The organism is Chryseobacterium capnotolerans, assembly GCF_021278965.1.
GTDB classification, from domain to species: Bacteria; Bacteroidota; Bacteroidia; order Flavobacteriales; family Weeksellaceae; genus Chryseobacterium; species Chryseobacterium capnotolerans.
Genome location: NZ_CP065589.1, coordinates 842,990 through 866,744, shown reverse-complemented (window position 1 = coordinate 866,744; position 23,755 = coordinate 842,990). Strand labels below are relative to the sequence as shown.

Sequence of the window (23,755 nt, the reverse complement as noted above, 5' to 3'; positions counted from 1 at the left end):
GATTATTTTAAAATATATTTTCTATTCATTCGTAATAATACATTTGTAATTTACACGTATTGAACATCAATAGAGATGGGCTTCAGCCTAGTGGTGGTCGGAAGAATATCCGACCATTTTATTTTAAGTTTTAAAAACTTTATCAGGATTTCCCCCTGCCCCTATTATTAATATAGATATGGCAAGGTTCCTTATCTCCATAGCAAATCTTCTTTTGGCTGTTTTATATCCTATATTATTTGCTTTTTTATAGATGAGAATGAGCATAGCTGTAATAAGAGTCATGTAAATCATTACTTCTATACCATTTTTATTGAGTGAAAGAAGATGACTAGCATGAAGTTCCTGTTTTAGAAATCTAAAAAACACTTCAATGTCCCATCTTTTCCGATAATAATCCGCAATATCTTTTGCAGAGATTTGAAAGTCATTGGTTAGAAACCAAAATTCTTTTTCAGGTTGCTGTTTGCTGCTTACTACAACCAATCTGAAATGTGTTTCAATTTGCTCCTCCTTATTATAAGTTTTCCCTTTTTGAGTTGGGACAGGTTTTGACGAATATAACTTTACTAAACTATCTTTTATGAGTACAATTTCTCCTAAGTCGATATTCTGATCTTTTTCAATAAAAGACTTTATTTCTTCATGTTTTCTATTTTCTTTAGATCTTATAACAAAAAACACCCCTTTATCATCAAATTCTTTCATTCTTTGGGCAGAACCCAATCCTTTATCTATAATATAAATATTGGCATGTTCTTTTTCTCTTTTCACATGTTGCAATACAGCTTCAGAAAGAGCATTATCTTCTGCACAGTATTTAGGAGTATTGTAAATTTCAACTCCGCAAGGAAGCAGCCCATCAAATAAGACACTATACTTAATAAATTTCTTACCTCCGTTTTGAGCAATGCCTTCCTTTAATTTTCCAGCTGCTTCACCAATAACAGTGCTATCTGTTCTGATTAGATCATATTTTTCTCTTTCTGCCGGGTTATAGGAATCACAGAACATATTATAGATACAATCGTAGATTTCTTTAAAGTATCTTGAATCGATTTTTGAAAGCCTCTCAGAAATAGAACTGCGTCTTACAGTTTCAGTTTCATCAAGATTGAATAAAGCCTTAAATACAGGATCTTTAAATGTGTCTTCCAGTGTTCGCTGGCTTAATTTTTCATTGCTGGTAATGGCAAATAACAGAAGATAAAACATCTTTCTGCCTTGAAGTACTTTAGAATAATGATCTACTTTGGTATTGGCTGAAAGATGAGATAAGAGGGCTTCAGGAATAAAGCTTAACAACTGGGAAACTGAAATTTTGTGCTCGCTAAAAATGGACATATTAATAAGTATACTTATCAAAGATAAAACTTAAGTAACCCAAAATGAAAATCGGAAGAAAAAATCTTCCGACCATCACTAGGCTTCAGCCCATCTTTAATTTTATAAATCATCCATTGGCTTTAGCCAAAACCTAAAAACACATCAATACACAATCCTTTTTACTCTCATTTTTTGTCTAAAATTCATATATTTTTTACCTTTATCCCTTATTTTGAATGTAATAAAAATATGGAACCTATTATTGAAATATTAAAATCCGGCGGAACTATTCTATATCCTACTGATACCATTTGGGGAATTGGCTGTGACGCGACCAATATAGAGGCTGTCAATAAGATTTTTGATATCAAAAAACGTGAAAAAAACAAATCCATGATTATTCTGGTAGAATCTGAAAAAAGGCTTCAGGATTTGGTGGATGTTCCCGAAATGGCTTGGGAAATTATTGATTTAAGTGAAAAACCGGTAACTATTGTTTATGAAAATCCAAGAGGATTACCTAAAGAATTACTAGCCGAAGATGGCAGCATCGGAATCAGATTGGTAAAAAATGATTTTTGTAAAAAATTAATCACGAAGCTGAATAAGCCTTTAGTTTCTACTTCTGCTAATTTCAGTGGTGATAAAAGCCCGTTGAAATTCTCAGATATTTCTTCGGAAATTATTAATCTTGTGGATTATGCTGTGGAGGAAGACAGAGATAAAGTTTCCAAATATTCAGGATCTTCGGTGATCAAAATATGGAATGATAACAGAATAAAAGTCCTTAGAGAATAAAAATTCTGTAGTAATCTGCTTATTTTTTAGAGTCTTGTCAGTTCATATCGGCAGGATTTCTTTTTTTTAATTCTATCTTTGCAAAATCCAACTCATAAAATACATGCTATGCATCATCAAGAATTCGCTAAAATGTGGGTAAACACCTGGAACTCTCATGATTTAGAGGATATCCTCACCCATTATTCTGATGATATTGAAATTACAACTCCTATGATTGCAATGGCTGCCGGAGGAAAGGAAAGTTCTTTAAAAGGTAAAGAAGCCGTTCGTGAATACTGGAGAAAGGCATTGGACAAGTTTCCGGATCTGCATTTTGATCTGATTCATTCCACAGCAGGAGTAGATTCTGTAGCATTATTTTATAAGTCCATCATGGATAAACATGCTGTAGAAGTTATGTTTTTTAATGAAGAGGGAAAAATAAATAGAATGTACGCTCATTATGACTAATGGCCGGCATTGTTAATTGACGCTATTATAAACGATGAAAATTAATCTTACTCAAAATAAGAATTTAAAACTTTTTAAAATAATTTCTGAAGCCGCAGAAAGGAATAACCAGTCGGTATATATTGTCGGTGGATATGTTCGTGATCTTCTGATGAAGAGAAAAGCATCTACCGATATAGATTTTGTGACGGAACAAAGCGGTATTGAACTGGCTCAGAATGTAGCTCAGGACATTGATCCCAAATTAAAAGTTTCCGTATTCAAAACCTATGGAACCGCGATGATTAAATATAAGGATCTTGAACTGGAATTTGTAGGTGCCAGAAAGGAAAGCTATACCGAAAACAGCCGAAAGCCCGAAGTAGAAGGCGGAACTTTAGAAGACGATCAGAAAAGGAGAGATTTCACAATCAATGCGATGGCCATTTCTCTGAATAAAGACAATTTTGGAGAACTCATCGATCCGTTCAACGGGGTTGAAGATCTGGAAAAAGAAATTTTAAGAACCCCACTAGAGCCTGCCCAAACCTATTCTGATGATCCATTGAGAATGATGAGAGCGGTACGATTTGCCTCTACTTTAAACTTCACGATTGAAGAGAATTCTTTAGAAGCTATCAGGCAGGAAGCGGAAAGAATCAAGATTGTTTCTATGGAAAGAATCATGGTAGAATTCAACAAAATCATGCTTTCTGAAAAACCTTCTGTAGGATTAAAATTAATGGAACAAACAGGGCTTTTAAAGCTTGTTATTCCTGAATTGATCGAACTTAAAGGAGTGGAAGAAGTAGAAGGACAAACCCACAAAGATAATTTCTATCACACCCTGGAGGTAGTGGATAATATTTCTGTGAATACCGATAACCTTTGGCTGCGTTGGGCTGCATTACTTCATGATATAGGAAAAGCGCCTACCAAAAAATTTGTTGAAGGTACAGGATGGACATTCCATGGACATGAATTTTTAGGTTCTAAGATGGTAAAAACGCTTTTTCAGAGATTAAAACTGCCATTAGGAAGCGATATGAAATATGTTCAGAAGATGGTTAAACTTTCTTCCAGACCTATTGCCCTGATTACGGATGATGCTTCAGATTCTGCATTAAGGAGGCTTTTATTTGATGCCGGAGAAGACCTTGAAGAACTGTTTACTCTTTGCAAGGCAGACATTACGACTAAAAACTCTAAAAAGCAGGAAAAATTCAAGAAAAATTTTGAATATGTAGCAGTGAAGATCAAAGAGGTTGAAGAAAAAGATCAGGTAAGAAATTTCCAGCCTCCTATTACCGGAGAAGAAATTATGGAAATGTTTAACCTTCAGCCAGGCCGAGAAATCGGTATTTTAAAGGAAAAAGTAAAAGAAGCTATCCTTGAAGGTGAAATCCCAAATGAAAAGGAAGAAGCAACAAAATTTGTGATTGCTGAAGCAGAAAAACTGGGATTAAAAATAAACTAATTTTCACGATATAGAAAAGTAAAGCTGGATGAGTAATCCAGCTTTTTTACGTTTTTAAAGAGGTATATATCAAAGCCGGGCGGGTTCTAAGAACCCGCCCGGAAAAAACACAAATGATGAAAAAATAAAAAATTATATTATATACGCCGAAGCGCAATTTTTAGTTTTTATAGAACCCGTTTGTTCCAACACCCGCTGTAAAGGTTTTTAATAGAGTACCACTTAATGCATCGTAAACATTCACTTTACCATCTGTAGTAAAGTTTGCTTCCGCAGCAAATATCTTTCCATCAATAACATCAAACCCATACACATTCCCGGTAGCTGTTGCAAGAGGCATTATTGGAGCTCCTGTAGCAATAGGCTTCTCATATATTTTTTGGTATCGGTAATAAAATAGAATTCATTATTATAAGCTCTCAATTTCTGTACATTAGGAATGCTGGTAAGCGTAGTGGTAGTGTAGCTTCCTGTTTTGGAATTAATTTCATAAATGTATGAATCTACTTTATCAGCAACTAATACGTAAGCAATTCCCTCATAAGCAATAAGATCTTTGATAATTCCTTTTGCAGGTAATGTAATTGTGGTAGGATTAACCATTGTAGAAGGGTTTACAACAGTGATCGTATACCCAGTTGGAAGTTCTTGAGTAAAACTAGCATCATAGCCTACCCCATCGGTCTGTACAATAATATTACCTTCAGCTTCTACCACTTTCTCAGCTAAACGAGGAAATTCTATGCTTCCAACATAAGTATTATCTGAAATATTATAAGCATTTAATTTCTTTTTACCGGAAAAGTTATTATTCGTTACAAAATATTTACTTCCAGAAAATGCAATATATCTTGGATTATCAAGATTCTCCGTTACTGTAGTTTGTAATTTAAAGGTCGTTCTGTTGACAATATCAATTTTGTTAGGAATATTCGCAACAAGATATGCTTTATCTCCACTAAAGCCTATAGTTTGAAGCACTTTTCCAAAAGCTTCACCTTTATTATTGTTAGCATAAATATTATTATAAACTGTTCCCAGATTGTTACTAATAAAAGTAACGTCAGAAGTAGGTTTTGTAAAACCTCCTTCATTAGAAACAAGTATTCCGTTTGTATAGTTCACTTTCGTTTCTATTGTTTCAACATCATTATCACTGCTACATGAAACATTAAAAAGTAACATTGAAGCAAACGCAAGAGGTAAAATTCTTTTGATATTCATATATATTAAATTTTTTTTAAAAGTTGATATTTAAATTAACACTGTAATTTCTTCCAGGCAGCGGATAAGCAAACATGGTATAATAAGTCTGATTGAAAATATTATTGATTTTAAAACCCAAAGTATAATTTTTCAATAATGTTGCACTTACTCCGGCGTTCATTATAAAATATTCTTTCAGCGCCTCACTTTTCTTTTCGTTGGAATCTGTGTAAGTAAGTCCGGTAAACAATCCCTGAACATATATCTTTATGAATTCGTACTGATAATCAATATTTCCGGTAAACTTATGGAACGGTACATACATCAGTTGTTTTTTCTGTTCCAGATCCTGAGAATTGGTGTACGCATATCCTAAACCAGTGTGTAAAAGGTGATTTCCAAATTTTTTAGTAAACTCCGCCTGAGCTTCTACTCCATAAGACCTCACATGAGCTGTATTTACAGGAGTATAAATTCCTAATGAATTAGGAATCCAGCGTATCATATCTCTGATATCCATATAATAAGGAAGCAGTGAGGCTTTAAAATCTCCGGCTTTAAACTGATTTCTCAATTCAAACTGATAAGAAGTTTCCGGTTTTAGATCTTTATTTCCTCCAGGTCTCCAATACAAATCATTGAAAGAAGGAGCTCTGAAATTCCTCGAAACGCTTAAACCTAGATTATACCAACTTAAAGCATTCCATTTTCCTGAAAAAGAAAATAAAAGAGGCGACTTAGTCACTCCCACAAAATCCTGTCTTATTCCGGCTTCAAGACGCAAATCAGGGGTAGGAAAATATCTTATTAATCCTGCCACAGAACCCATATTCCGGCTTATATGATCTATTCCGGATCCATAACCTTCCCCTTTATTCAGCTGGTATTCTCCAATAATATTGAAGTTCCACTTTGAGGTAAGAAAATAATTGAAGTCGTTCTTTAGAATATAATTTTTTCCTGTCCCACTACTTAATTTAGGTCTGTCTATATCATTAAAATATTGAAAATTTTCTTCTGTATAAGCTGCTTTAAAAGAGTTATTAAATCTGATTTTATTCCAATCCCAGGAAACCAGACTTCTTACATTTTGAGTCTGATATTTAGTTTTTGTTTCTGTTTCAAAAAGAATTGGAAAATGCTGCTGCCCGTTATAGAACTCTGAAATCCATGAAATCTGATGGTGTGGAGCTAATTTGTAAGCAGCTGAAATATTAAAATTTGTATTGTAATACTCACCGTTAAGGTTGATATAATTTCGGGGTTCTTTACTCACCTCGTAGGCATTCTCACTGATAGAATAATTTCCGGAAGCTTTAAAGCTGAATTTATCATTACTGTAAGAACCTTTAATAAAATTATTATGGGTATTAAAAGATCCGGCTTCAGAAAACAAGGTTCCATGAAAACCTTGATTAAAACTAAGACTATTATCCAAATGAATACTTCCGCCAATAGCTCCGGAACCATAAGTAACGCTTCCGCCACCTGCTTTTATTCCGATTTGGTCATATCCAAAAAGAGAAATATTGTTTACATCTCCCTGGCCCAGAAAATTAGAATTAATACTAATTCCATTCCATACAAAAGAAGTCTGTTGAGCGGTAGTTCCTCTAAATGATGGTGAAGCTGTTCCACCACGTCCGTTTTCCTTAATATAGATGGAAGATTGAAACCTTAATAGTTCTGAAAGATTGCCAGAGTTTTTCTCTACATCTTCAATATGAATAATTTTCACAGGGTGAAATTGTTTCACCTTATTCATCTGGCTGTCAAATATATAAATAGTATCTACAGCTTTCTCCTGTCCGAAAAGAAAGCAGCCATAAGATGAGAGAAACAATACCAGAGATCTTTTTATATCCATATCCTTCTACTTTTCCACCGAAAGCAATATGTTTTTTGATTATTATTCTGGCAGGTCTCCTGACTTTCGCTTTCTGTGCCTTCCCGTTTTTATACAGTGGCTGAGTACAGAAATTGGTATTGCGATCTACAGTTGCGGGGACAGTTTGGGAGTTACACCCAATTCCCTTTTCATTCCAATATACTGGAAACCAAAATTTTTGCAAAGATAGCTTTTTAAATGTATTAGACAAAAAATGGATGTTGTAGCTGAAAACAAAGAAGATAGGAGTTGAAAAGTAGTAAAGTATATATATCAACAAAATAGCGATAGTAATCCCCTTTAAAAACTATCTCTTTTATCGTGTGCATACTCTGATAAAATTTCCAACATCCCTCTTCAATGATTCATAAAAAAACAGCTGCTTTCGCTATTGAAAACAGCCGTTCAATGATATAACTATTATTAAAATTTGCTGAATTTTATTTCTTAATGAATTTGTAATTCTGCTGCTTGCCTCCTTTCTCTGAAAGCTGTACGATATAATTCCCTTTTGGCAAAGATGATACATCAATCTGATGTTCCACAGCTGTATACGATTTTACTTTTTGCCCTACCATATTATAAATTTCTGCTTTTTCGATATTTACTGTTTCTTTTATATATAAAATATCAGCTACCGGATTAGGATAAATCCCCATTGTATTTTTATCTTTTGAAACATCACTCACTGATAAATATTCTGTAAGATCAAGATAAAATGCCACCATTTGATTCGAAGCATTCATTCCCGTTCCTGCTATTTTTTTCCCATCCTGAGAAATCGCCAAAGGAAGTCCCATAGTTACTCCATTGGTATTAATTCCTAAGCTTGTTGCATAGTCATTAAGGTTAACACGGCCATCTGTTTCTGTCCAGATAAAACCTTCTCCCGACATCGGCGGTGCTCCAAATGCCCTGTAAAATCCAATAACCTTTGTTCCATCTCCGGAAACACCGGTGGCCCCTCCTTTAAAAGAGAATGAAGCATTGGGATGTGTAATATAAGTCACTCCGGTAGCTGCTTTCCAAACATATGGGTTCGGGTTTGCTGAACCAATTATTGTATTTCCATCAGCAGAAACTGCTCCTGCTTCTCCTACATTATTTCCGTTGCTATCTGTAATGAAACTTTCCACCCCATCTATCCATTTTGCACCACTTCTGGTTCCTGTGGGTTCGTCCTGCCATCCTACTACCACAGCACCATCTGCACTTATGGCATTCGCTCTTGAGCTTCTTCCGCTTACCATACTTCCCAGGTCTACCACTCCGTTTGTCTGATCCCATTTTACAGCATGGGCATTTGCTGCAGTAAGCCAGCCTAGGCCTACAATAGTGTTTCCATTGGGAGACATTCCCCATGTGGAGCTCACACTTCCGTCCCAACCGGTAGGAACAAGGCCGCCTTTGTTTGTCCATGTTGAGGTAAGTACATCATAAATTGAAATTTCATTAAAGCCTGTTGATGCATTCGTAATTGATGATGCAATTGTATTTCCATCGTTAGAAACTACAGTTTTTCCCGCAGCCGGATACCCGTTTGAGATGGATCCTATCTGTACAATTCCAGTATTGGATGTCCACATATATATACCACCGCCGCTGGTATGCATACTTACTATCCCTTTATCAGACACTGCTCCTACATTATAATTCCCGAGTCCCATTACCGTAAGTTGAGCTTTTGCCACACCAATATTCAAAAAGAAACAAGCAACAATCATTTTTATTGACACTTTGTAAAAATTTTTCATATATTATTATATTTAATATTTAAAATCAACAGAAACAATATTAACATTATATTTACCCAACCAAAAGAAATAGACTTTCACAATTCGTGAATTTCGAAAGAATTAAAACTTTAAAAAATTAATAATCAAACACTTAAATAATTCTATTTTGTAAACAGCTTTTCAGGCAAGTTGTTGAGAAGAACATGAAAAATAAATGGTTATTCAGAAAAATGGTTAAAAACAGTAGAAGAATTTCTCTGCTGATCTTTACATTATGCTTCCTTGTTATCAATGGACAGTCTGGTCCTGATTTTACTATTATTGCTGATAAAGCATTTCAGAAACTGTATCAAAATCCTGATGACTGTATTAGTTATACTCAGGGACTTTTGGTAAGTGATCAGGATATAGAGCATAAGATTGTACTTCAGAACATTATTTCACAGGCTTTTGCCATGAAGGGAGATTATATGCAGTCAGTCAATAGTTTTTCTCAGAAAGAAAATCCAGGTCAAAGTCAGGAGCTCTCTTATTTTATGCAGATCTTTGGGGATTATAATCTTGCAGACCAATATCAAAACCTGGGATTGTATAATCAATCGAAAAAAATAATTGCTCATCTTTTATCAGAGCAGAAGATTCTGAAAAGCAATGATCCCAAATTAAGAATCACTACCGCCAAGCTCTATCAGCTTCAAGCTTTGAATCTGGGAATTAACAGAGACTATTCCAATGCATTAAAAAATCTTGACAAAAGTGATCAATATACCAACAATGATAATCAAGAGAATAGAATCATTACAGCAGAGAACAATATTTTCCGTTCCTCTTATTTAATGAAACAAAATAAGCTGGCCGAATATAAAAAACTGATAGAAAATGTAATTTCTGACCTTGAAAAACAGCAAAATCAACCATTTTTACTCAGTTTAGCTTATGAAAATCTTTCCCGATACTATTTTCTACAGCAGGATTATAAAACTTCAATTCAAAAACTGGAACTAGGATTGTTATTAATTGAAGATCTTCCTTTTAACAATATAAAGATTAAGATTTACGAGTCATTGTCCCGAACTTATTTTGCCCTCCATGATGATGTAAAATATCATCAATACAACAAATATTATAATGATTTAAAAACCAAAACGGATTCCAATACAAAAGAAGGAATACGATACATTGTAAAACTGGTGGAAACCAATCAAAATAAAACCCTTGAATTTGAAAAACAGACTTATTTAAAATCTTACTGGACTTTCACGTTGATTTTATCTGCAATCATCATTGCCTTATTCATCTATTTTTTAATTATTAAAAGCAAAAATAAAGATTTGAAAAAGCAATTTGACTTCTTTGAAAAACAGAATTATCAGCAAAAACAAACTGTCCCTCCTGCCACCATCTTACCTAAAAACATTTCTGATCCAGAAAGAAATCCCAATAAAATTTCTAAGGAAAAAGAGGAAGAAATCCTTCAAAAGCTTGAGAAATTTGAACAGTCTGACCGGTATCTGAACAAAAACATGTCATTATCAATGCTTTCAGCTCAGTTGGAGATCAACACCAAATACCTTTCGGAAGTTATCAATAATAATAAAGAAAAAAATTTCAATGGATATATTAATAAACTAAGGATCAATCATATTGCTCAACTGCTAAGAACAAACCCTACTTTTCTTAACTATAAAGTAAGCTATCTTGCAGAGTACTCGGGCTTTTCTTCACATAGTGCCTTTACCACTGTTTTTAAATCTATTACCGGAATGTCTCCTAACGCTTACATCCAGGAAATCAGTAAAAGTAAAGTATCATGAAACTAAGATTAAAAATTTTCTCATTATTCCTTTTGTCCTTTATTGTTATAAACGGTCAAAGCACTACAGATGCTTCCCTGTTGAAAAAAGCTAAATTGGAAATCTATGATAATCCGGAGAAGGCCATCCGCATTGGAAAACAACTTCTGAAAAAAGACAATAGCCTCAAAACCTCTATTGAGATCTATATGCTTCTTTCCACGGCCAATGTTGCTAAAAGAAATTTTGAAGAATCTCTTAAATATATTTTAAAGGCCAAAGAACTTTCACAAAAAACAAATGATGCGAAAAGCCAGGTAAGTGTACTTGTTTCCGTAGCGATACAGTATCAGCAAATGGAGCTTTTCAGCAAAAGCCTTGAAACATTGAATGAAGCAGATCAATATCTGGCCAAAATCCCTGAAAAAACTCCCGAAAAATATATAGAAACAGCCACAATCTATGCCATAAAAGGAATGATTTATAAAAGCCAGTCCAATCCTGACATAGCCCTGGAAAAGTTTTTGATCTCTATAGAAAACTTTGAAAAAGTGCCGGCAAAGAAAACTACTTATTCTAATATGAGTGTGGTGTATTACAATATTGGCTATTGTTATCTTAATCTCAATCAAATTGATAAGGCCCAACAGGCATTTTTGCAGTCAACAGATTGTGCCCAGCGAAATAATGCCAAAAGCCTGGAGGCATTCGCACTAAAAGGAATGTCTGAAGTATATAAACAAAAACATGAGAATCAAACCGCCATCAATCTTTTGATAAAGGCTGAAAATCTTAGTAAAAATACAGGTGATATTATTTTGAATGAAGGAATTTACAATGAGATGGCCAATAACTACCTCGCTATGGGACAGCAGGACCAATACCAGCTGTACAATAAGAAATACTTTGAAATGAAATTTAAGAGAAAGCAAAACGAGCTGTCATCCATCAACCAAGTCATAGATAATCACAACAAAGAAACGTCTGTAAAAAGCCAAAAACTGAAATCTCAGTATTATTATATGAATATTCTGTCTTTTGTGATCGCCAGCATTCTTATCCCTATTTTACTATATTTTATTGTAAGAATCACAAAACAGAATAAAAACTTTCAAAAAGAGATCCAACAGATCATACACACTCCATAATTTATGTGCACAAAAAAAACATTCCAAAATGGAATGTTTTTTTTGTGTATATGTTATTCAGCTTATTTACCCATAACTTCAGTAATTGGATTTCCAACACTTCCACTTGGGAACTGAATTTTCAGTAATGAAGAAACAGTAGGAGCAATATCTGTCATATGATAAGCTTTATTGCTTTCTCCCTGCTTCACTCCCCAGCCCATAAAAATCAATGGAATATGTGAATCATAAGAATTCCATACACTGTGGGTAGTTCCTGTTTTAGAATATGGAGGAAGCATAGAATCGTGAGAGATTAATTGGATATCACCACTTCTCTGCCTGTTAATTCCGTTGATAATTCTTTGTTTAATAGGTTCCGGAATGCTTGATTCAGCCACTCTATCTACAGAAACTGCATATAATACAGTAGGATCTTTTTCTAACTCTTTAACTGCGAAGTTTCTTACATCATCCAATTCAAGTTTGCTGTCTGCCAATACTTTTCTGTCAAAATAAATCTGATAGTTATCTATGGCGTTGATTAATTTATCCGCTCCGAATTTATCTTTCAACTTTTGGTTAAGATTCTTTTCAGCGCCTTCTCCAAAGAAACCAGTTGGGATTTTATGCTCTTTTAAGAATCCTACAGAATGTGCTCCACCGTGATCAGCAGAAAGGAAAACAGTATACTCTCCTTTTCCTACTTTAGAATCCAGGTAGTTGAAGAATTGTGCTAAATCCTGATCTAATCTGATATAAACATCTTCCACTTCAATAGAGTTTGGACCGAATTTATGTCCGGCATAATCTGTAGAAGCCAGGTTGATCGCTAAAAAGTCTGTAATGGCATCACCACCCAATTTTTCACCTTCTACAGAAGCTTCAGCCAATTTCAAGGTCAACGTATTTCCGAAAGGTGTATAACGGATGTTGTCTTTTTTGGTCTGATAATCTTTTGCAAGATCATTGTAAGGGAATGTAGGTGTTTTTGCGCTTCCTAATAGTCCTTCCCAAGGAGAATTGTCTGGTGCGCTTTCCGTATATTGATTAATCGGAAGTAAAGTATTCCAACCGTTAGCTACCAATTTTTCTGGTAAATTCTGTGAGTTAAATGATTTCACCCACTGAGGAAGATCATTCATATACCATGTGCTAGTGATGAAATTCCCGGTGCTGTCGTCAAACCAAAAAGCTCCGTTTGGTGTGTGACCTGCAGGAAGAATAGAAGCTCTGTCTTTTAAAGAAACTCCGATTACTTTTCCCTGAAAGTTCGTTGCCAGTCTCAACTCATCAGTTACTGTCGTAGACCACAGGTTTTTAGGAGAATGGCTTCCTGTCTTTGTATTGGTTGTACCTACCGGCTGAACACTATCATCGGCAGTACAATATACTCCTTTCCCTGTTTCTTTATCTGTCCAGTCGTTTCCGGCAATTCCGTGAATTGCAGGTACAGATCCGGTGTAGATACAAGTATGTCCTAGAGCTGTAATGGTAGGAACATAAGGAATATGTACGTTATTTAAAGAATATCCTGTATTCAAAAGTCTTTTGAAACCGTCATTGCCATATTTATTATAAAAACGGTATAAATAGTCCCAACGCATCTGGTCTACTACCAGCCCTACGACCAATTTAGGTCTTTCAAGTTGAGAATTTCTGTTCTTCTGCGCATTAATTGTAACTACGGACAAGAAAGTAGCTGCCGCAATTGAAATGTTCCTAAGCATCCAAGTAAAATTTTATTGTTCACAAATTTAGGGGTTTTGAATGTCTTAGAACGTGAAATTTTATTTAAATTTGATATTTATTCAATTCTCAACAAAAATTCATCATGATTCTCGGAGTATACTGGTACTTTAAATTTCCCGAAAACTTGTATCATTTCAAATTTTTTAATTTTTTTGAGGGATATGGCGGACATGCGGATAATGAAGCAGAATTAGCAGCAAGAGTTCAGGTTGATCATATGGATGATCTTATCAAAAAATTGGAATCATTGAAAGCCAGGTTTAAAAAAACTTTTTTACATCTTAACATCAGTGAAAACCAGCTTATCATCAGTATTGGAGATCATATGCTTTTTGATTTTTATTTTCAGTTTGCTCTTGAGATAGAAGACCTTTTGATTTGTGAAAATGCTTTATTATTGGATTCCAGCATTCCATTTAAATCACTTTCTACTAAAACTTATCATGCAGAAAGAGACCAATTTGAAAATAATGAGCATCGTTTTATACAGATTGTAGGTTCAGATTTTAAAAAGAATAATGCTGAAAACCTTTCTATAAGAATTGACTGCAACCTTCCTTTAGCAGATAAAAAAATTTTCATCAATGATCTGGGTTCTATCTGCCGGGAAGAAAACATCAATGTATTCTATTATAATGATCATGACTTTAACAGTCATTGTAATCTGATGCTTTTCTTTTCGAATGGCCGTCAGAAAGGAGACTCAATTCAAACAGTCAATCTCAGCTCGTTTGGAAATAAGGTCAGACAGCTTACTAAAAAACATCCTATTCATTTTGGTCATTTGGAAGGGGTAAAATATTATCCTCAAAATGGTCCTTACGTTGAATTGATGGTAGATGAAGAATATATTTTAAATAAAAAATAAAACAGATTTAATTCAAAAAACACCTTTAAATATCATAGTTATGATTAAGTTTAAATATGTCATTCTATATGTAGAAAATGTGGAATCAGCGATGAATTTCTACAAAAATACGTTTAATGCTGAGATCAAATTCATCACTCCGGAAAAAGATTATGGTGAATTGATTACAGGAGAAACCACCCTATCTTTCGCCTCTGTTGAATTGGCCAGCTCTAATATTAAAAAAGGATTCCTCCTTTCACAAGCTGAAGAAAAACCTTTCGGAATTGAACTTGGATTTGTGACAGACGATGTAGAGAATTTGGTAGAAAAAGCAGTTAAAAATGGAGCAATTCTGTATGAGAAGATTACCGTAAAACCTTGGGGACAAAAGACGGCTTACATTAAAGATCCCAATAATTATCTTGTAGAGATCTGTACTGAAATTCAATAAAACATTCTTCTGTGGAAATAAAAAAATTACAAAAACTAACTTCCAATCCTAGCATAAAATGGGGTCAAAATGGATATTCTACTGATATTATTTACTCTGTTTCTTCAATAGAGCTTAGCAGTAACTTTGAGTTTACTCTGAGAGAGAAAAAATTATCTTACACTAAAATCTGGGAAACCGGTTCCGATGATATTGATGAACTTAATATGATTATTGAAAAAGATTCCTCTTTCGGAGTATTTGCAGAGAATGAACTTCAAGGCTGGATCATTTGTGAACACAGAACCTGGAACAATAGTTTTTACATTGAAAACATTCTGGTTAATGAAAAGTACAGAAGACAAGGGCTGGGAATCATGCTGATTAAAAATGCCATCAAAGAAGCAAGAAAACTAAACTGCCGGGTGATTGAACTGGAGACCCAGAACACAAATTATCCTGCCATACAGTTTTACAGAAGAATGGGATTCAATATTACCGGATTGAATACGAGATTATATGACCAATCTGATGAAATTGCTCTTTTTATGACATTGGATGTAGAATAAACCAGTGAATATTTTAGGTTTTGGCTAAAGCCAATGGATACCGGGTTAATGATAAAAGCTAAATTTCTGTTCTTTTATTTAACTTTTGGTAAAACGATCAGGCTTTCGTTTCCTGAAGCATTTACAGCTTGTACAGCAAAAAAATAATTGTCTTTAGAATAAGGCAGCTTCATCAAAGTTTCTTTGGTAAAGAGTTTTTTCTGCCATGTAGAAGCATCTGTTTCACGCATCAAAACATAATATCCCGTTATATCTCCCGATTTGGGTTTTTCCCAGGAAAGATCTGTAAAGTTGGTAAGTTTGGTGACTTCTATTTTCACATTTTCAGGTTTTGAAGGTGACTTTGCCAGGTTGGCCAGAACCGCAATATTCACGCCTACATTCTTTTTAAAATAGTCAAAATCCATAAATTCCGGTAAGTCTCCATACTGCACTCCATTTTCTTTTCTGATATCTTGGTGCTGATGATCGAAGTTCTCGTTAAATTCCGTCAGCCGTACAGCAGAAAATCCTTTTTCAACGAATGGTGTATGGTCTCCGCCTCTCAAAAAACGGTCGTTTCTGTAAATTAATTTGACCTGAAGATTATCCACATACCGCTCCCCTATTTCTTTAATATATCTTGCCAGCTGTCTTGGTTCTCCATCATTTTCTAATCCGAATTTCCTGATATCCTGTGCTTTTTTATCCAGTTCATATTGAGGCAGTCCTTCGGAGAAAACTCTCAACTGATGGGTATTAATCAAATTTGTATCACTGCTGAGATTATTGGAAATCATATCATTATTTAGCAAGGCTTCAAGTTGCCAAGCTTCATTAGCTACTTTCTCAGCCAGCATCTTTGATCCCAACAAACCCTGTTCTTCTCCGGAAAAAGCAACCAATACAATACTGGCAGAAAATTTAGATTTACTTAATATTCTTGCACTTTCAATCAATGCTGCTACCCCGCTTCCATCATCATTAGCCCCCGGAGCATTGTCTTTGAAGTTCATCACATCACTTACCCTTGAATCCAGATGCCCACTCATCATAAATACTCTTTTATCATTAGGATTTGTGCCATGGATAATAGCAATAGCATTTCCTAAATCGGTAGGACGGTCAATTCTTTTACCATCCGGCTGAATGGTTTGACTCTGAAGAAAAACTTCCATTCTATCGCCAGCATTTTTTGAATAGTCACTGAACTTTTTAAGGACCCATTTTCTCGCGGCACCTATTCCTCTTTTAGGGTCTGTAGTGGAACTCATGGTATGCCTCGTACCAAAACTCACCAAGGAATTGATATGGCTTTTCAGAGAGTCTGTACTTACCTGTGAAACATAATTGATGATTTCAGGATCCTGTTGAACCGTTTGCTGGGCGTGAGATACAACGGGGATAAAGAACAAAGTGAATATCAGTTTTTTCATAATAGGGCTATCAATTAATCTTTTACAGCTTATTTTGAATTAATAAATTTACGAAAAAAGGGAATTAACAACTTAATTACAAAAGCCAATGACCGGAATATTTGATAAAAAATATGCATCTTTGAAAGATCTTATTTCTTTTCCAAAGATTTACCATGAAAAATCTCCTTACCTACATCCGTTCTCTTACCCCATTTTCTGATGAAAGCTGGACATTACTTCAGCCAGCTCTTTCTGAAAAACGATACAAGAAGAATGAAGTGATGCTGAGAGAAGGTGAAATATGTAAATCTTTATTCTACATTGATAAAGGATACTGTAAATCTTATTATGAAATAGATGGCATTACAAAAAATACTGATTTCTTTTTTGAAAATGAAATTGCTACCAATATAAGTAGTTTTGGCAGTGGAAAACCTTCGGAATTCAATATGATGGCTTGTGAAGAATTACATGTTGTTGTCTTTAATAAAGAAATACTCTTTACAATTGCACAACAATATATTGAAATAGAATCTCTGGGGCGTCACTGCATCCGTCAATTTGCAACTAAACAGGAGGAATTCGCCAACCTGTTCAAACTGTATTCGGCTCAGGAGAGATTGGAATATCTTGAAAAAAAATATCCTGAAATGGTACAACGGGTTCCTCTTATCCAACTGGCATCACTCCTTGGTGTCGCAAGAGAAACTTTAAGCAGAATCAGGAAACGGCGAATTTCACAGTAACTGAAGTTTCTTACCCAAAGAATCAAAACAATAACATCATATCCAAACCAAAATGAAAACATTAATCTGGAAAGGAATTGCTTTTCAATCCCTGGAATATTTCAACCTTACAGAAAATGACAAGAACCTGATCGTAGAATCAAAAATAATTGGTTTCTATGAAGACAAAATGTATACTGTAGATTATCAGCTAATCATCGATCTTAACTGGAATATCTTTGAGTTTATCATTGAATCTGAGGTTAACACAATCAAAAATAAATTAACCGGTAGAAAGCTGCAGAATGAATGGGAAATAAACAATGTAATCAATCCTGATTTTAATGGTTTTCCCTTCATTGATATTTCTTTAACTCCTTTTACCAATACTTTACCCATCAACAATCTAAAGTTGGCTGAAAATGATACTCAGCAAATCAAAGTCATTTATATTGATGTTCTGAATAACCTCATCAAACCTGTTACCCAGCAATATACCAGAATTGCTACTTATACCTATCATTATAACAATCTTCAGACTGACTTTAAATCTGATATTTTAGTTGATGAGAATGGTTTGGTGGTTAATTATCCCGGGTTATTTGATAAAATTGCTGAAATTTAAAACGCTGTTCCATTCAATATTAATTTCTTTATCCTTATTCAATTTTTTATCTTTGAATAGACATCAACAATCACTATGACTATTACCGAAATAAAAGAAGCTGCTCTTACTTGTGGCGTTCTAAACCAACAGGAACTGAGCAAGAAAATAAGAGAATTAAAAGACAGTGGAATTTCATATCTCGGATGTTTTACATTTACTCAACATAATCAACAGATTTCCACTTTAGAAGCTAAAAACCTAACATTGAAACTTGATGCATTTACAGAGAAAGAAAAAGCTGAATATAATGGGTATCATAATTTGATGATGGATGAATTTAAAGAAGAAGACTAAAATTACAACTAAATGGATAACAGAATTCAAGAAATTAAAGATAAAATAGAGAAGCCTGCCACAGAATTTTTTACTGGCGGCTTCAGACCTCTTAATATTTTGGAAGAATCATGGATCGGACGGGTATTTGCCTATGCTGAAGATGAAGAAATTCCTTTGGATAAAAATGGTGACCCAATGATGCCGCTTATCCAGTTCTATCTTCCCAACCAACCTTTTGTACCTGAACAGATCAAGGATAAAAAATTAATTACAGTCTTTATCTCTCAAGACTTTCCAGAAACTTTTGAGAAGATGGGGGAAAACTGGTTAATCAGAGAATATGATAGTCTGGAGAATATTATCATCAAAGATTTACAAAGTCCGGTTTCTTACTTAAAACCATTTCCACTGCGCTCCGAATTATATCCTAAAGACGCTCCTTTATGGGATGGTGGCGGAATTGAGGATATAGATTACAAATTAATCTCTGAAATTGTTAAGCTTGAAAGAGAAGGACATTTCAACAGTTATTATAATATCATTAAGCACTGCTACAGTACTAAATTGGGTGGTTATCCATCATTCTGCCAGCCGGGCATTGGCTTCAAAGATGGTTTTGGAGAAGGTTTTGAGTTTGTTTTCCAAGTTTCTTCAGATAACAAGGCTCAACTGAATGTGATTGACAGTGGAAGTTTTATGTTTGCCAAGAATAAAGAAACTGGTGAATGGAGTTTGTACTACGATTTTTATTAAGGTACTTAGACATAGTTTTACATATTGTTTTCTGATGAAGGAAGAATCTTATATGTCGTTTAAATTCTTCATTTCACTTCATTACATCCAGAATTTCAAAACAAAATGACTTATTAAATAAAAATATTTTCGGAGAGGCCTTTGGCCTCGCCGAAAATATTTAAATCAATTTTTATGGATTTCTGTAATCTGCCTCTGATAAAATATTCTAAGTTTGAATACTAATGTCATTATCATGAAAAAACTATTCTTCTTATCCGTTTTATCCTTACTATCATGTTCACAAAAAACTAATCCAGAAACTGAATGGACTAAAAACGGAAACCTTCATGATAAAACTATTATTGAATGGAAATCAGCTTCAGATCAAAACAAACTAGCAACATGTGCCGATTTTATGGCAAGCCTTAAAAGAGCTGAAAATCAAACTTACACCTCCATTCAGGAGATGAAATTTGATGCTAATAATTTGAAAGTTTGTATTGATGAAGGCACAGCAGACAATAAATATGCTGACTATATGAAAGTCAGAGAAATAGCAGTAACATGCTATATATTGATGAAAGCATATGAATAGACCCCCGCGCCCTTCGGGCGCGGGGGTCTATATAAATAAAAAATTCAGTATATTAGAATTTAAGATCTCCATTCACTTCTCTTACTGCATTAGCAGCTTCAGCGAATTTCAATTGCTCCTCAGCAGTTAATGTTACATTTACGATTGATTCTACTCCGTTTGCTCCGATGATAGCCGGAACTCCTAAACAGATATCGTTTTGACCGTATTCCCCTTCAAGCATTAAAGAACAAGGGATCATTTTCTTTTGATCACAAGCAATAGCCTGAACCATTACAGAAACAGCTGCACCTGGTGCATACCAAGCAGAAGTTCCTAATAGTTTAGTAAGCGTAGCCCCTCCTACTTTAGTTTCTTCGATAACATATTTTTGTTGGTCATCGTTCAAGAATTCAGTTACAGGAACTCCATTTCTTGTCGCTTTGCTCAATAATGGAAGCATACCAGTATCACTGTGAGCAGCGATTACCATACCATCAACATCAGAAATTGGAGCTTCTAATGCTTCAGCCAATCTGTATTTGAATCTTGCAGAGTCTAATGCACCACCCATTCCAATGATTTTGTGCTTAGGAAGACCTGAAGTTTTGTGTACCAAATAAGCCATCGTATCCATTGGGTTAGAAACTACGATGATGATTACTTCCGGAGAATGTTTTACTAAGTTTTCAGTAACTTCTTTCACGATACCCGCATTGATACCGATCAACTCTTCTCTTGTCATTCCAGGTTTTCTTGGAATCCCTGAAGTGATTACGGCTACATGAGAACCTGCAGTTTTGCTGTAATCTCCTGTTGTTCCGGTAATTTTTGTATCGAATCCGTTAAGCGACGCTGTCTGCATCAAATCCATTGCCTTACCTTCAGCAAACCCTTCTTTAATATCTACCAAAACTACTTCTGAACAGAAGTTCTTCATTGCGATGTATTCTGCACAGCTTGCTCCTACAGCGCCTGCACCTACTACAGTTACTTTCATATTGTTACTTTTTTAATTATTTATTGTTTAGTTACTATTTAATTTTGAAACTTCCCAAATTTAATAAATCCTGAAAAAATGCACAATTTTTCAGGAAATTTATTAGCATTAAAAGGAATTAGTTGACATTCAGTAAAAATGAGTACAGCTTTTTCGCGCCAGACAGCACTTCTCCGTACTTTTCCTCTGAAACTTCAGTGTCCAAAACCTCCTTAAAGTTCTTCCACATGGCTCCTGTATTTTCCTGATAGCATCCGAAGAAGTTAAAAGTCACCGCATCAAAACCTTCCGTTTTCGAAAGCTGCTTGGCAATTACATTCCCTCCCAATGTAGAACCTTCAATGACATACATGGCCCCTAAAGCTTCATGTTCATTTTCAAATTCAAGATGATGGGAGGCCGGTTGATTTTCAAGAGAAAGACTCTCAAGGTCCTTTTCAATAAGAGGAAGCTTCTTTCTTTCAGCAAGCTGAAGTTTATCAGCATACTTATTGGAAAGGCTGTTGAATATTTTATCTTCACTGTGAAGAAGCATCAGGTAATTGGTATGGATGATCTTTTTATAATCTTCTAAAGTGAAGGTTTTATTAAAAATCTTTTCAGAATTAAAAAGTTTCTCGGCTGCATCGTGATACTCTGCTGTATTGTGTTTAAGATATTCTGATACCATAATTACATTTTAAAGTTTCTCAAATGTAAGGCTTTTTGAACGTTAAAATGAAGGATGTCCCCTCTTTATTACTCTCATAATCTATATCTCCGCCTATTCTTTTCATAATACGGTGAACAATAGACAACCCTACTCCGTTTCCTTTGAACTTCTTGGCATTATCCATTCGGTTGAAGATCTTGAACATCTTATGCTTTTCAGATTCCGGAATCCCGATTCCGTTGTCTGAAATTCTGTAGACAATAGTTTGCCCATCTTCCGTCCCTTCAATTTCTACTTTAGGCTGATCTTTATGAGACGAATATTTCACTGCATTATTGATGATATTCAGAAATACCTGGTGAAGCATCGTTTTATCAGCCAAAACATCCGGACATTCTTTAATAACAATCTCACTTTTCGGACTTCCATAGGTGATCTTAGCGTTGTCTGAGATCTTTTGAATGGTATTGCTTGTTTTCAGAGTTTCAAGCTGTATTTCGCTATGTTTTGCACGGCTGAGCTGCAGAACGTCCTGCATCATTTCAGCCATATTATCGATTTCCTCAATAATCGTGTTGATCTTTGTCTTACTCTTTTCGGAACCATCGGTAAGATTTCCCAACAGCATTTGGGCATTCAGTTTCATAACCGTTAAAGGGGTTCCTAGATCATGAGAGATGGTATAGGAAAAACTATCCAGCTCTTCATTCACTTTTTTGAGCTCGTCATTAAGCCTTTTGATCGCGTTATAATTCTTATGAGAAGTTTCTAAAATAAGGTCTCTCACAGCCTGTACAGAACTTACATTTCTGGAATTCCATCTTTTGGAATGTCCTTTAATATTTTCAGTAAAAATACGGAATGAAGTTCTTGGGGAAATCATCTGTCTGTCTTCTCCATTTTGAGAAAACACCCCTATTTTCTTTTCCGGATTTCCGGCCCAGTCAATATGCTCATCGAATTCTTTACGGAACCAGATCAGCATCTCATTTTTATCTCTTTCAATAAAATAAATAATGATTCCCGCTGCATTTTCAGAAAGTTCTAATTCTTGACCATGGTTTTTAAGGAAGCTACGGTTAACATAAATTCTATCCGCCGTATTTTCAAGAGCCCAATGTACAATCCTGTTGATACAATCCATTGCCGGGGTCACTCCTTCAGTAATTATGTTTTCATCAGATACAATGGCCAAACCATCTGCTTCCGGCAGATTCATAATCTCGGATTTACTTTCCCACAGGGAATCAAATAAATTATTATGTTTTAAAAACTCCGTTTTAAGCTGTGAGATTCTCTCATTGAGTTCTAAACGGTGATTCAGTTCATTTTTAGATTTAAAAGAGGAATAGGCATTTGCAGCCAATGCTGTAAAAATTCCAGCCTGAACCCTGTCTTCAAGATCAATATGCTTAGGCTCTACATTCTGGCAGGTCACCAATCCCCAAAGATGATTATCTATAATAATTGATACACTAAAACTGGAAGAAACTCCTGAATTTTTAAGATATTGCCCATGAACAGGAGACATAGCCCGCGATGCAGAAAGACTCAAATCAATATCCTCCATCGTTTTGCTTACCACAGGAACCGTATCTGCATAGACATTACTGAAGATTCTTTTTCTCTTTTTAAGATAAAGATCTCTTGCCTGTTTCGGGATATCCGATTCAGGATAGTGAAGCCCGAGAAAACTTTCCATATCTTCATTTTTCTTCTCAGCAATGACCTTTCCGGAACCGTCCATCATAAATTTATAGACCATTGTCCGGTCATAATTCACAACCTTAGATAGGGTTTCCAGCAAGTGATTCCAAAGTTCCTGTTCATCATCAATCACATAAAAGTTATCGTATTTATTGGAAATCCTTTTATCCGGATTAATCAGAACTTCTTCAAACTCAAGAAAAATAGATCCATTGCTTCTGAAAACAGAAAAGTGATATTCTGTTTCATCAATAAAGATTTTATCGAAATAGGTTTCATTCTCCCTTCTGGTAAAGCGATCCAGGGAAGTGTAAATATCCGAATCAATAATGTTCTGAAAACTTTCCGGGAAATCCGTAAGTCTCCTTCCGAATAACTCATCCTGGTTTTCGATTTTAAAAATATCCGAAATGTTCCGGCTTAAAAAAGTAATGGAGTGAGATTCTGCATCAATGCCAATCAGATAGCCAAAACTTTGTATAGAACCCGGAATATGGATAGGTTCTTCATGACATTCTACAAAATTCATATTTCTTTTCAGTCTATCTATCAAAGATAGCGCTTTTTTTAACTGATTTTGGTGATGTGGTACATAATTATCACCTCGCTAATCTGGTATCATACAGTAGAAAAGCTGG

23 protein-coding genes and 1 riboswitch are annotated in these 23,755 nt (G+C 34.8%); of the genes, 13 read left to right on the top strand and 10 right to left on the bottom strand.

Annotation, left to right across the window (positions count from 1 at the left end):
• Positions 1-123 precede the first annotated feature (123 nt).
• Complete coding sequence (locus tag H5J24_RS04075; protein WP_068939257.1) at positions 124-1,344, bottom strand: IS4 family transposase; 1,221 nt, start codon at positions 1,342-1,344, stop codon at positions 124-126.
• A 231-nt stretch (positions 1,345-1,575) separates the two neighbouring features.
• Between H5J24_RS04075 and H5J24_RS04070 the strand changes: the two genes are divergently transcribed.
• From H5J24_RS04070 to H5J24_RS04060, 3 genes are all read left to right on the top strand, one after another.
• Positions 1,576-2,124 (top strand): L-threonylcarbamoyladenylate synthase, encoded by a 549-nt coding sequence (locus tag H5J24_RS04070; RefSeq protein WP_068944281.1) that lies wholly within the window; start codon positions 1,576-1,578, stop codon positions 2,122-2,124.
• A 108-nt stretch (positions 2,125-2,232) separates the two neighbouring features.
• Positions 2,233-2,577 carry a nuclear transport factor 2 family protein gene (locus tag H5J24_RS04065; RefSeq protein WP_068944282.1) on the top strand — a complete coding sequence of 115 codons (345 nt, stop codon included), beginning with the start codon at positions 2,233-2,235 and terminating at the stop codon, positions 2,575-2,577.
• Positions 2,578-2,611: 34 nt separating this feature from the next.
• A complete protein-coding gene (locus H5J24_RS04060; protein WP_068944283.1) occupies positions 2,612-4,033 on the top strand; it encodes a CCA tRNA nucleotidyltransferase in 1,422 nt (473 codons plus the stop codon).
• Positions 4,034-4,193: 160 nt separating this feature from the next.
• On the opposite strand, the gene H5J24_RS04055 is transcribed toward H5J24_RS04060, so the two are convergent.
• From H5J24_RS04055 to H5J24_RS04040, 4 genes are all read right to left on the bottom strand, one after another.
• Positions 4,194-4,373, bottom strand: a complete 180-nt coding sequence (locus H5J24_RS04055; RefSeq protein ID WP_232816055.1) for a hypothetical protein — start codon at positions 4,371-4,373, stop codon at positions 4,194-4,196.
• Positions 4,373-5,257, bottom strand: a complete 885-nt coding sequence (locus tag H5J24_RS04050; RefSeq protein WP_232816054.1) for a DUF5074 domain-containing protein — start codon at positions 5,255-5,257, stop codon at positions 4,373-4,375. Before H5J24_RS04050 ends, H5J24_RS04055 begins: the two co-directional genes overlap by 1 nt.
• A gap of 16 nt (positions 5,258-5,273) precedes the next feature.
• Complete coding sequence (locus H5J24_RS04045; protein ID WP_068944285.1) at positions 5,274-7,106, bottom strand: TonB-dependent receptor plug domain-containing protein; 1,833 nt, start codon at positions 7,104-7,106, stop codon at positions 5,274-5,276.
• A 32-nt stretch (positions 7,107-7,138) separates the two neighbouring features.
• A riboswitch (cobalamin riboswitch) is annotated at positions 7,139-7,316 on the bottom strand.
• A gap of 251 nt (positions 7,317-7,567) precedes the next feature.
• Positions 7,568-8,881, bottom strand: a complete 1,314-nt coding sequence (locus H5J24_RS04040) for a T9SS type A sorting domain-containing protein (protein ID WP_068944286.1) — start codon at positions 8,879-8,881, stop codon at positions 7,568-7,570.
• 185 nt (positions 8,882-9,066) lie between these two features.
• On the opposite strand from H5J24_RS04040, the gene H5J24_RS04035 reads away from it, so the two are divergent.
• Positions 9,067-10,677 carry a helix-turn-helix domain-containing protein gene (locus H5J24_RS04035; protein WP_068944287.1) on the top strand — a complete coding sequence of 537 codons (1,611 nt, stop codon included), beginning with the start codon at positions 9,067-9,069 and terminating at the stop codon, positions 10,675-10,677.
• The gene (locus H5J24_RS04030; RefSeq protein WP_068944288.1) at positions 10,674-11,804 is read left to right on the top strand and encodes a tetratricopeptide repeat protein; all 1,131 of its coding nucleotides are present in this window, start codon (positions 10,674-10,676) and stop codon (positions 11,802-11,804) included. Before H5J24_RS04035 ends, H5J24_RS04030 begins: the two co-directional genes overlap by 4 nt.
• Before the next feature lie 62 nt (positions 11,805-11,866).
• Here H5J24_RS04030 and pafA read toward each other — a convergent pair whose 3' ends face one another.
• On the bottom strand, positions 11,867-13,513 hold the full coding sequence (gene pafA, locus H5J24_RS04025) for an alkaline phosphatase PafA (RefSeq protein ID WP_068944289.1): 1,647 nt from the start codon (positions 13,511-13,513) through the stop codon (positions 11,867-11,869).
• A 104-nt stretch (positions 13,514-13,617) separates the two neighbouring features.
• On the opposite strand from pafA, the gene H5J24_RS04020 reads away from it, so the two are divergent.
• The 3 genes from H5J24_RS04020 to H5J24_RS04010 are packed head-to-tail and all read left to right on the top strand — an operon-like array spanning position 13,618 to position 15,384.
• Positions 13,618-14,403 (top strand): hypothetical protein, encoded by a 786-nt coding sequence (locus tag H5J24_RS04020; RefSeq protein WP_068944290.1) that lies wholly within the window; start codon positions 13,618-13,620, stop codon positions 14,401-14,403.
• 40 nt (positions 14,404-14,443) lie between these two features.
• Positions 14,444-14,836, top strand: coding sequence for a VOC family protein (locus H5J24_RS04015; RefSeq protein ID WP_068944291.1), 393 nt, complete (start codon positions 14,444-14,446; stop codon positions 14,834-14,836).
• Positions 14,837-14,847: 11 nt separating this feature from the next.
• Complete coding sequence (locus H5J24_RS04010) at positions 14,848-15,384, top strand: GNAT family N-acetyltransferase (protein WP_068944292.1); 537 nt, start codon at positions 14,848-14,850, stop codon at positions 15,382-15,384.
• A gap of 74 nt (positions 15,385-15,458) precedes the next feature.
• Here the strand turns inward: H5J24_RS04010 and H5J24_RS04005 are convergent, their stop codons facing one another.
• Positions 15,459-16,799 (bottom strand): M28 family metallopeptidase, encoded by a 1,341-nt coding sequence (locus tag H5J24_RS04005; RefSeq protein WP_068944293.1) that lies wholly within the window; start codon positions 16,797-16,799, stop codon positions 15,459-15,461.
• A gap of 155 nt (positions 16,800-16,954) precedes the next feature.
• On the opposite strand from H5J24_RS04005, the gene H5J24_RS04000 reads away from it, so the two are divergent.
• The 5 genes from H5J24_RS04000 to H5J24_RS03980 all read left to right on the top strand — a co-directional run bounded on the left by H5J24_RS04000 (position 16,955) and on the right by H5J24_RS03980 (position 19,779).
• Positions 16,955-17,527 carry a Crp/Fnr family transcriptional regulator gene (locus H5J24_RS04000; RefSeq protein WP_068944294.1) on the top strand — a complete coding sequence of 191 codons (573 nt, stop codon included), beginning with the start codon at positions 16,955-16,957 and terminating at the stop codon, positions 17,525-17,527.
• 52 nt (positions 17,528-17,579) lie between these two features.
• Positions 17,580-18,131, top strand: coding sequence for a putative glycolipid-binding domain-containing protein (locus tag H5J24_RS03995; protein ID WP_068944295.1), 552 nt, complete (start codon positions 17,580-17,582; stop codon positions 18,129-18,131).
• 75 nt (positions 18,132-18,206) lie between these two features.
• Positions 18,207-18,467, top strand: coding sequence for a hypothetical protein (locus H5J24_RS03990; RefSeq protein ID WP_068944296.1), 261 nt, complete (start codon positions 18,207-18,209; stop codon positions 18,465-18,467).
• A gap of 12 nt (positions 18,468-18,479) precedes the next feature.
• Complete coding sequence (locus H5J24_RS03985) at positions 18,480-19,202, top strand: YwqG family protein (RefSeq protein WP_068944297.1); 723 nt, start codon at positions 18,480-18,482, stop codon at positions 19,200-19,202.
• A gap of 235 nt (positions 19,203-19,437) precedes the next feature.
• The gene (locus H5J24_RS03980; RefSeq protein ID WP_232816053.1) at positions 19,438-19,779 is read left to right on the top strand and encodes a hypothetical protein; all 342 of its coding nucleotides are present in this window, start codon (positions 19,438-19,440) and stop codon (positions 19,777-19,779) included.
• 52 nt (positions 19,780-19,831) lie between these two features.
• On the opposite strand, the gene H5J24_RS03975 is transcribed toward H5J24_RS03980, so the two are convergent.
• The 3 genes from H5J24_RS03975 to H5J24_RS03965 all read right to left on the bottom strand — a co-directional run bounded on the left by H5J24_RS03975 (position 19,832) and on the right by H5J24_RS03965 (position 23,646).
• Positions 19,832-20,758, bottom strand: a complete 927-nt coding sequence (locus H5J24_RS03975) for a malate dehydrogenase (RefSeq protein ID WP_066697467.1) — start codon at positions 20,756-20,758, stop codon at positions 19,832-19,834.
• A gap of 118 nt (positions 20,759-20,876) precedes the next feature.
• Positions 20,877-21,428: a biliverdin-producing heme oxygenase gene (locus tag H5J24_RS03970; protein WP_068944298.1), complete on the bottom strand. Its 552-nt coding sequence runs from the start codon at positions 21,426-21,428 to the stop codon at positions 20,877-20,879.
• 19 nt (positions 21,429-21,447) lie between these two features.
• Entirely contained in the window at positions 21,448-23,646 is a 2,199-nt protein-coding gene (locus H5J24_RS03965) for an ATP-binding protein (RefSeq protein WP_068944299.1), read from the bottom strand.
• Between the last annotated feature and the right edge of the window lie 109 nt (positions 23,647-23,755).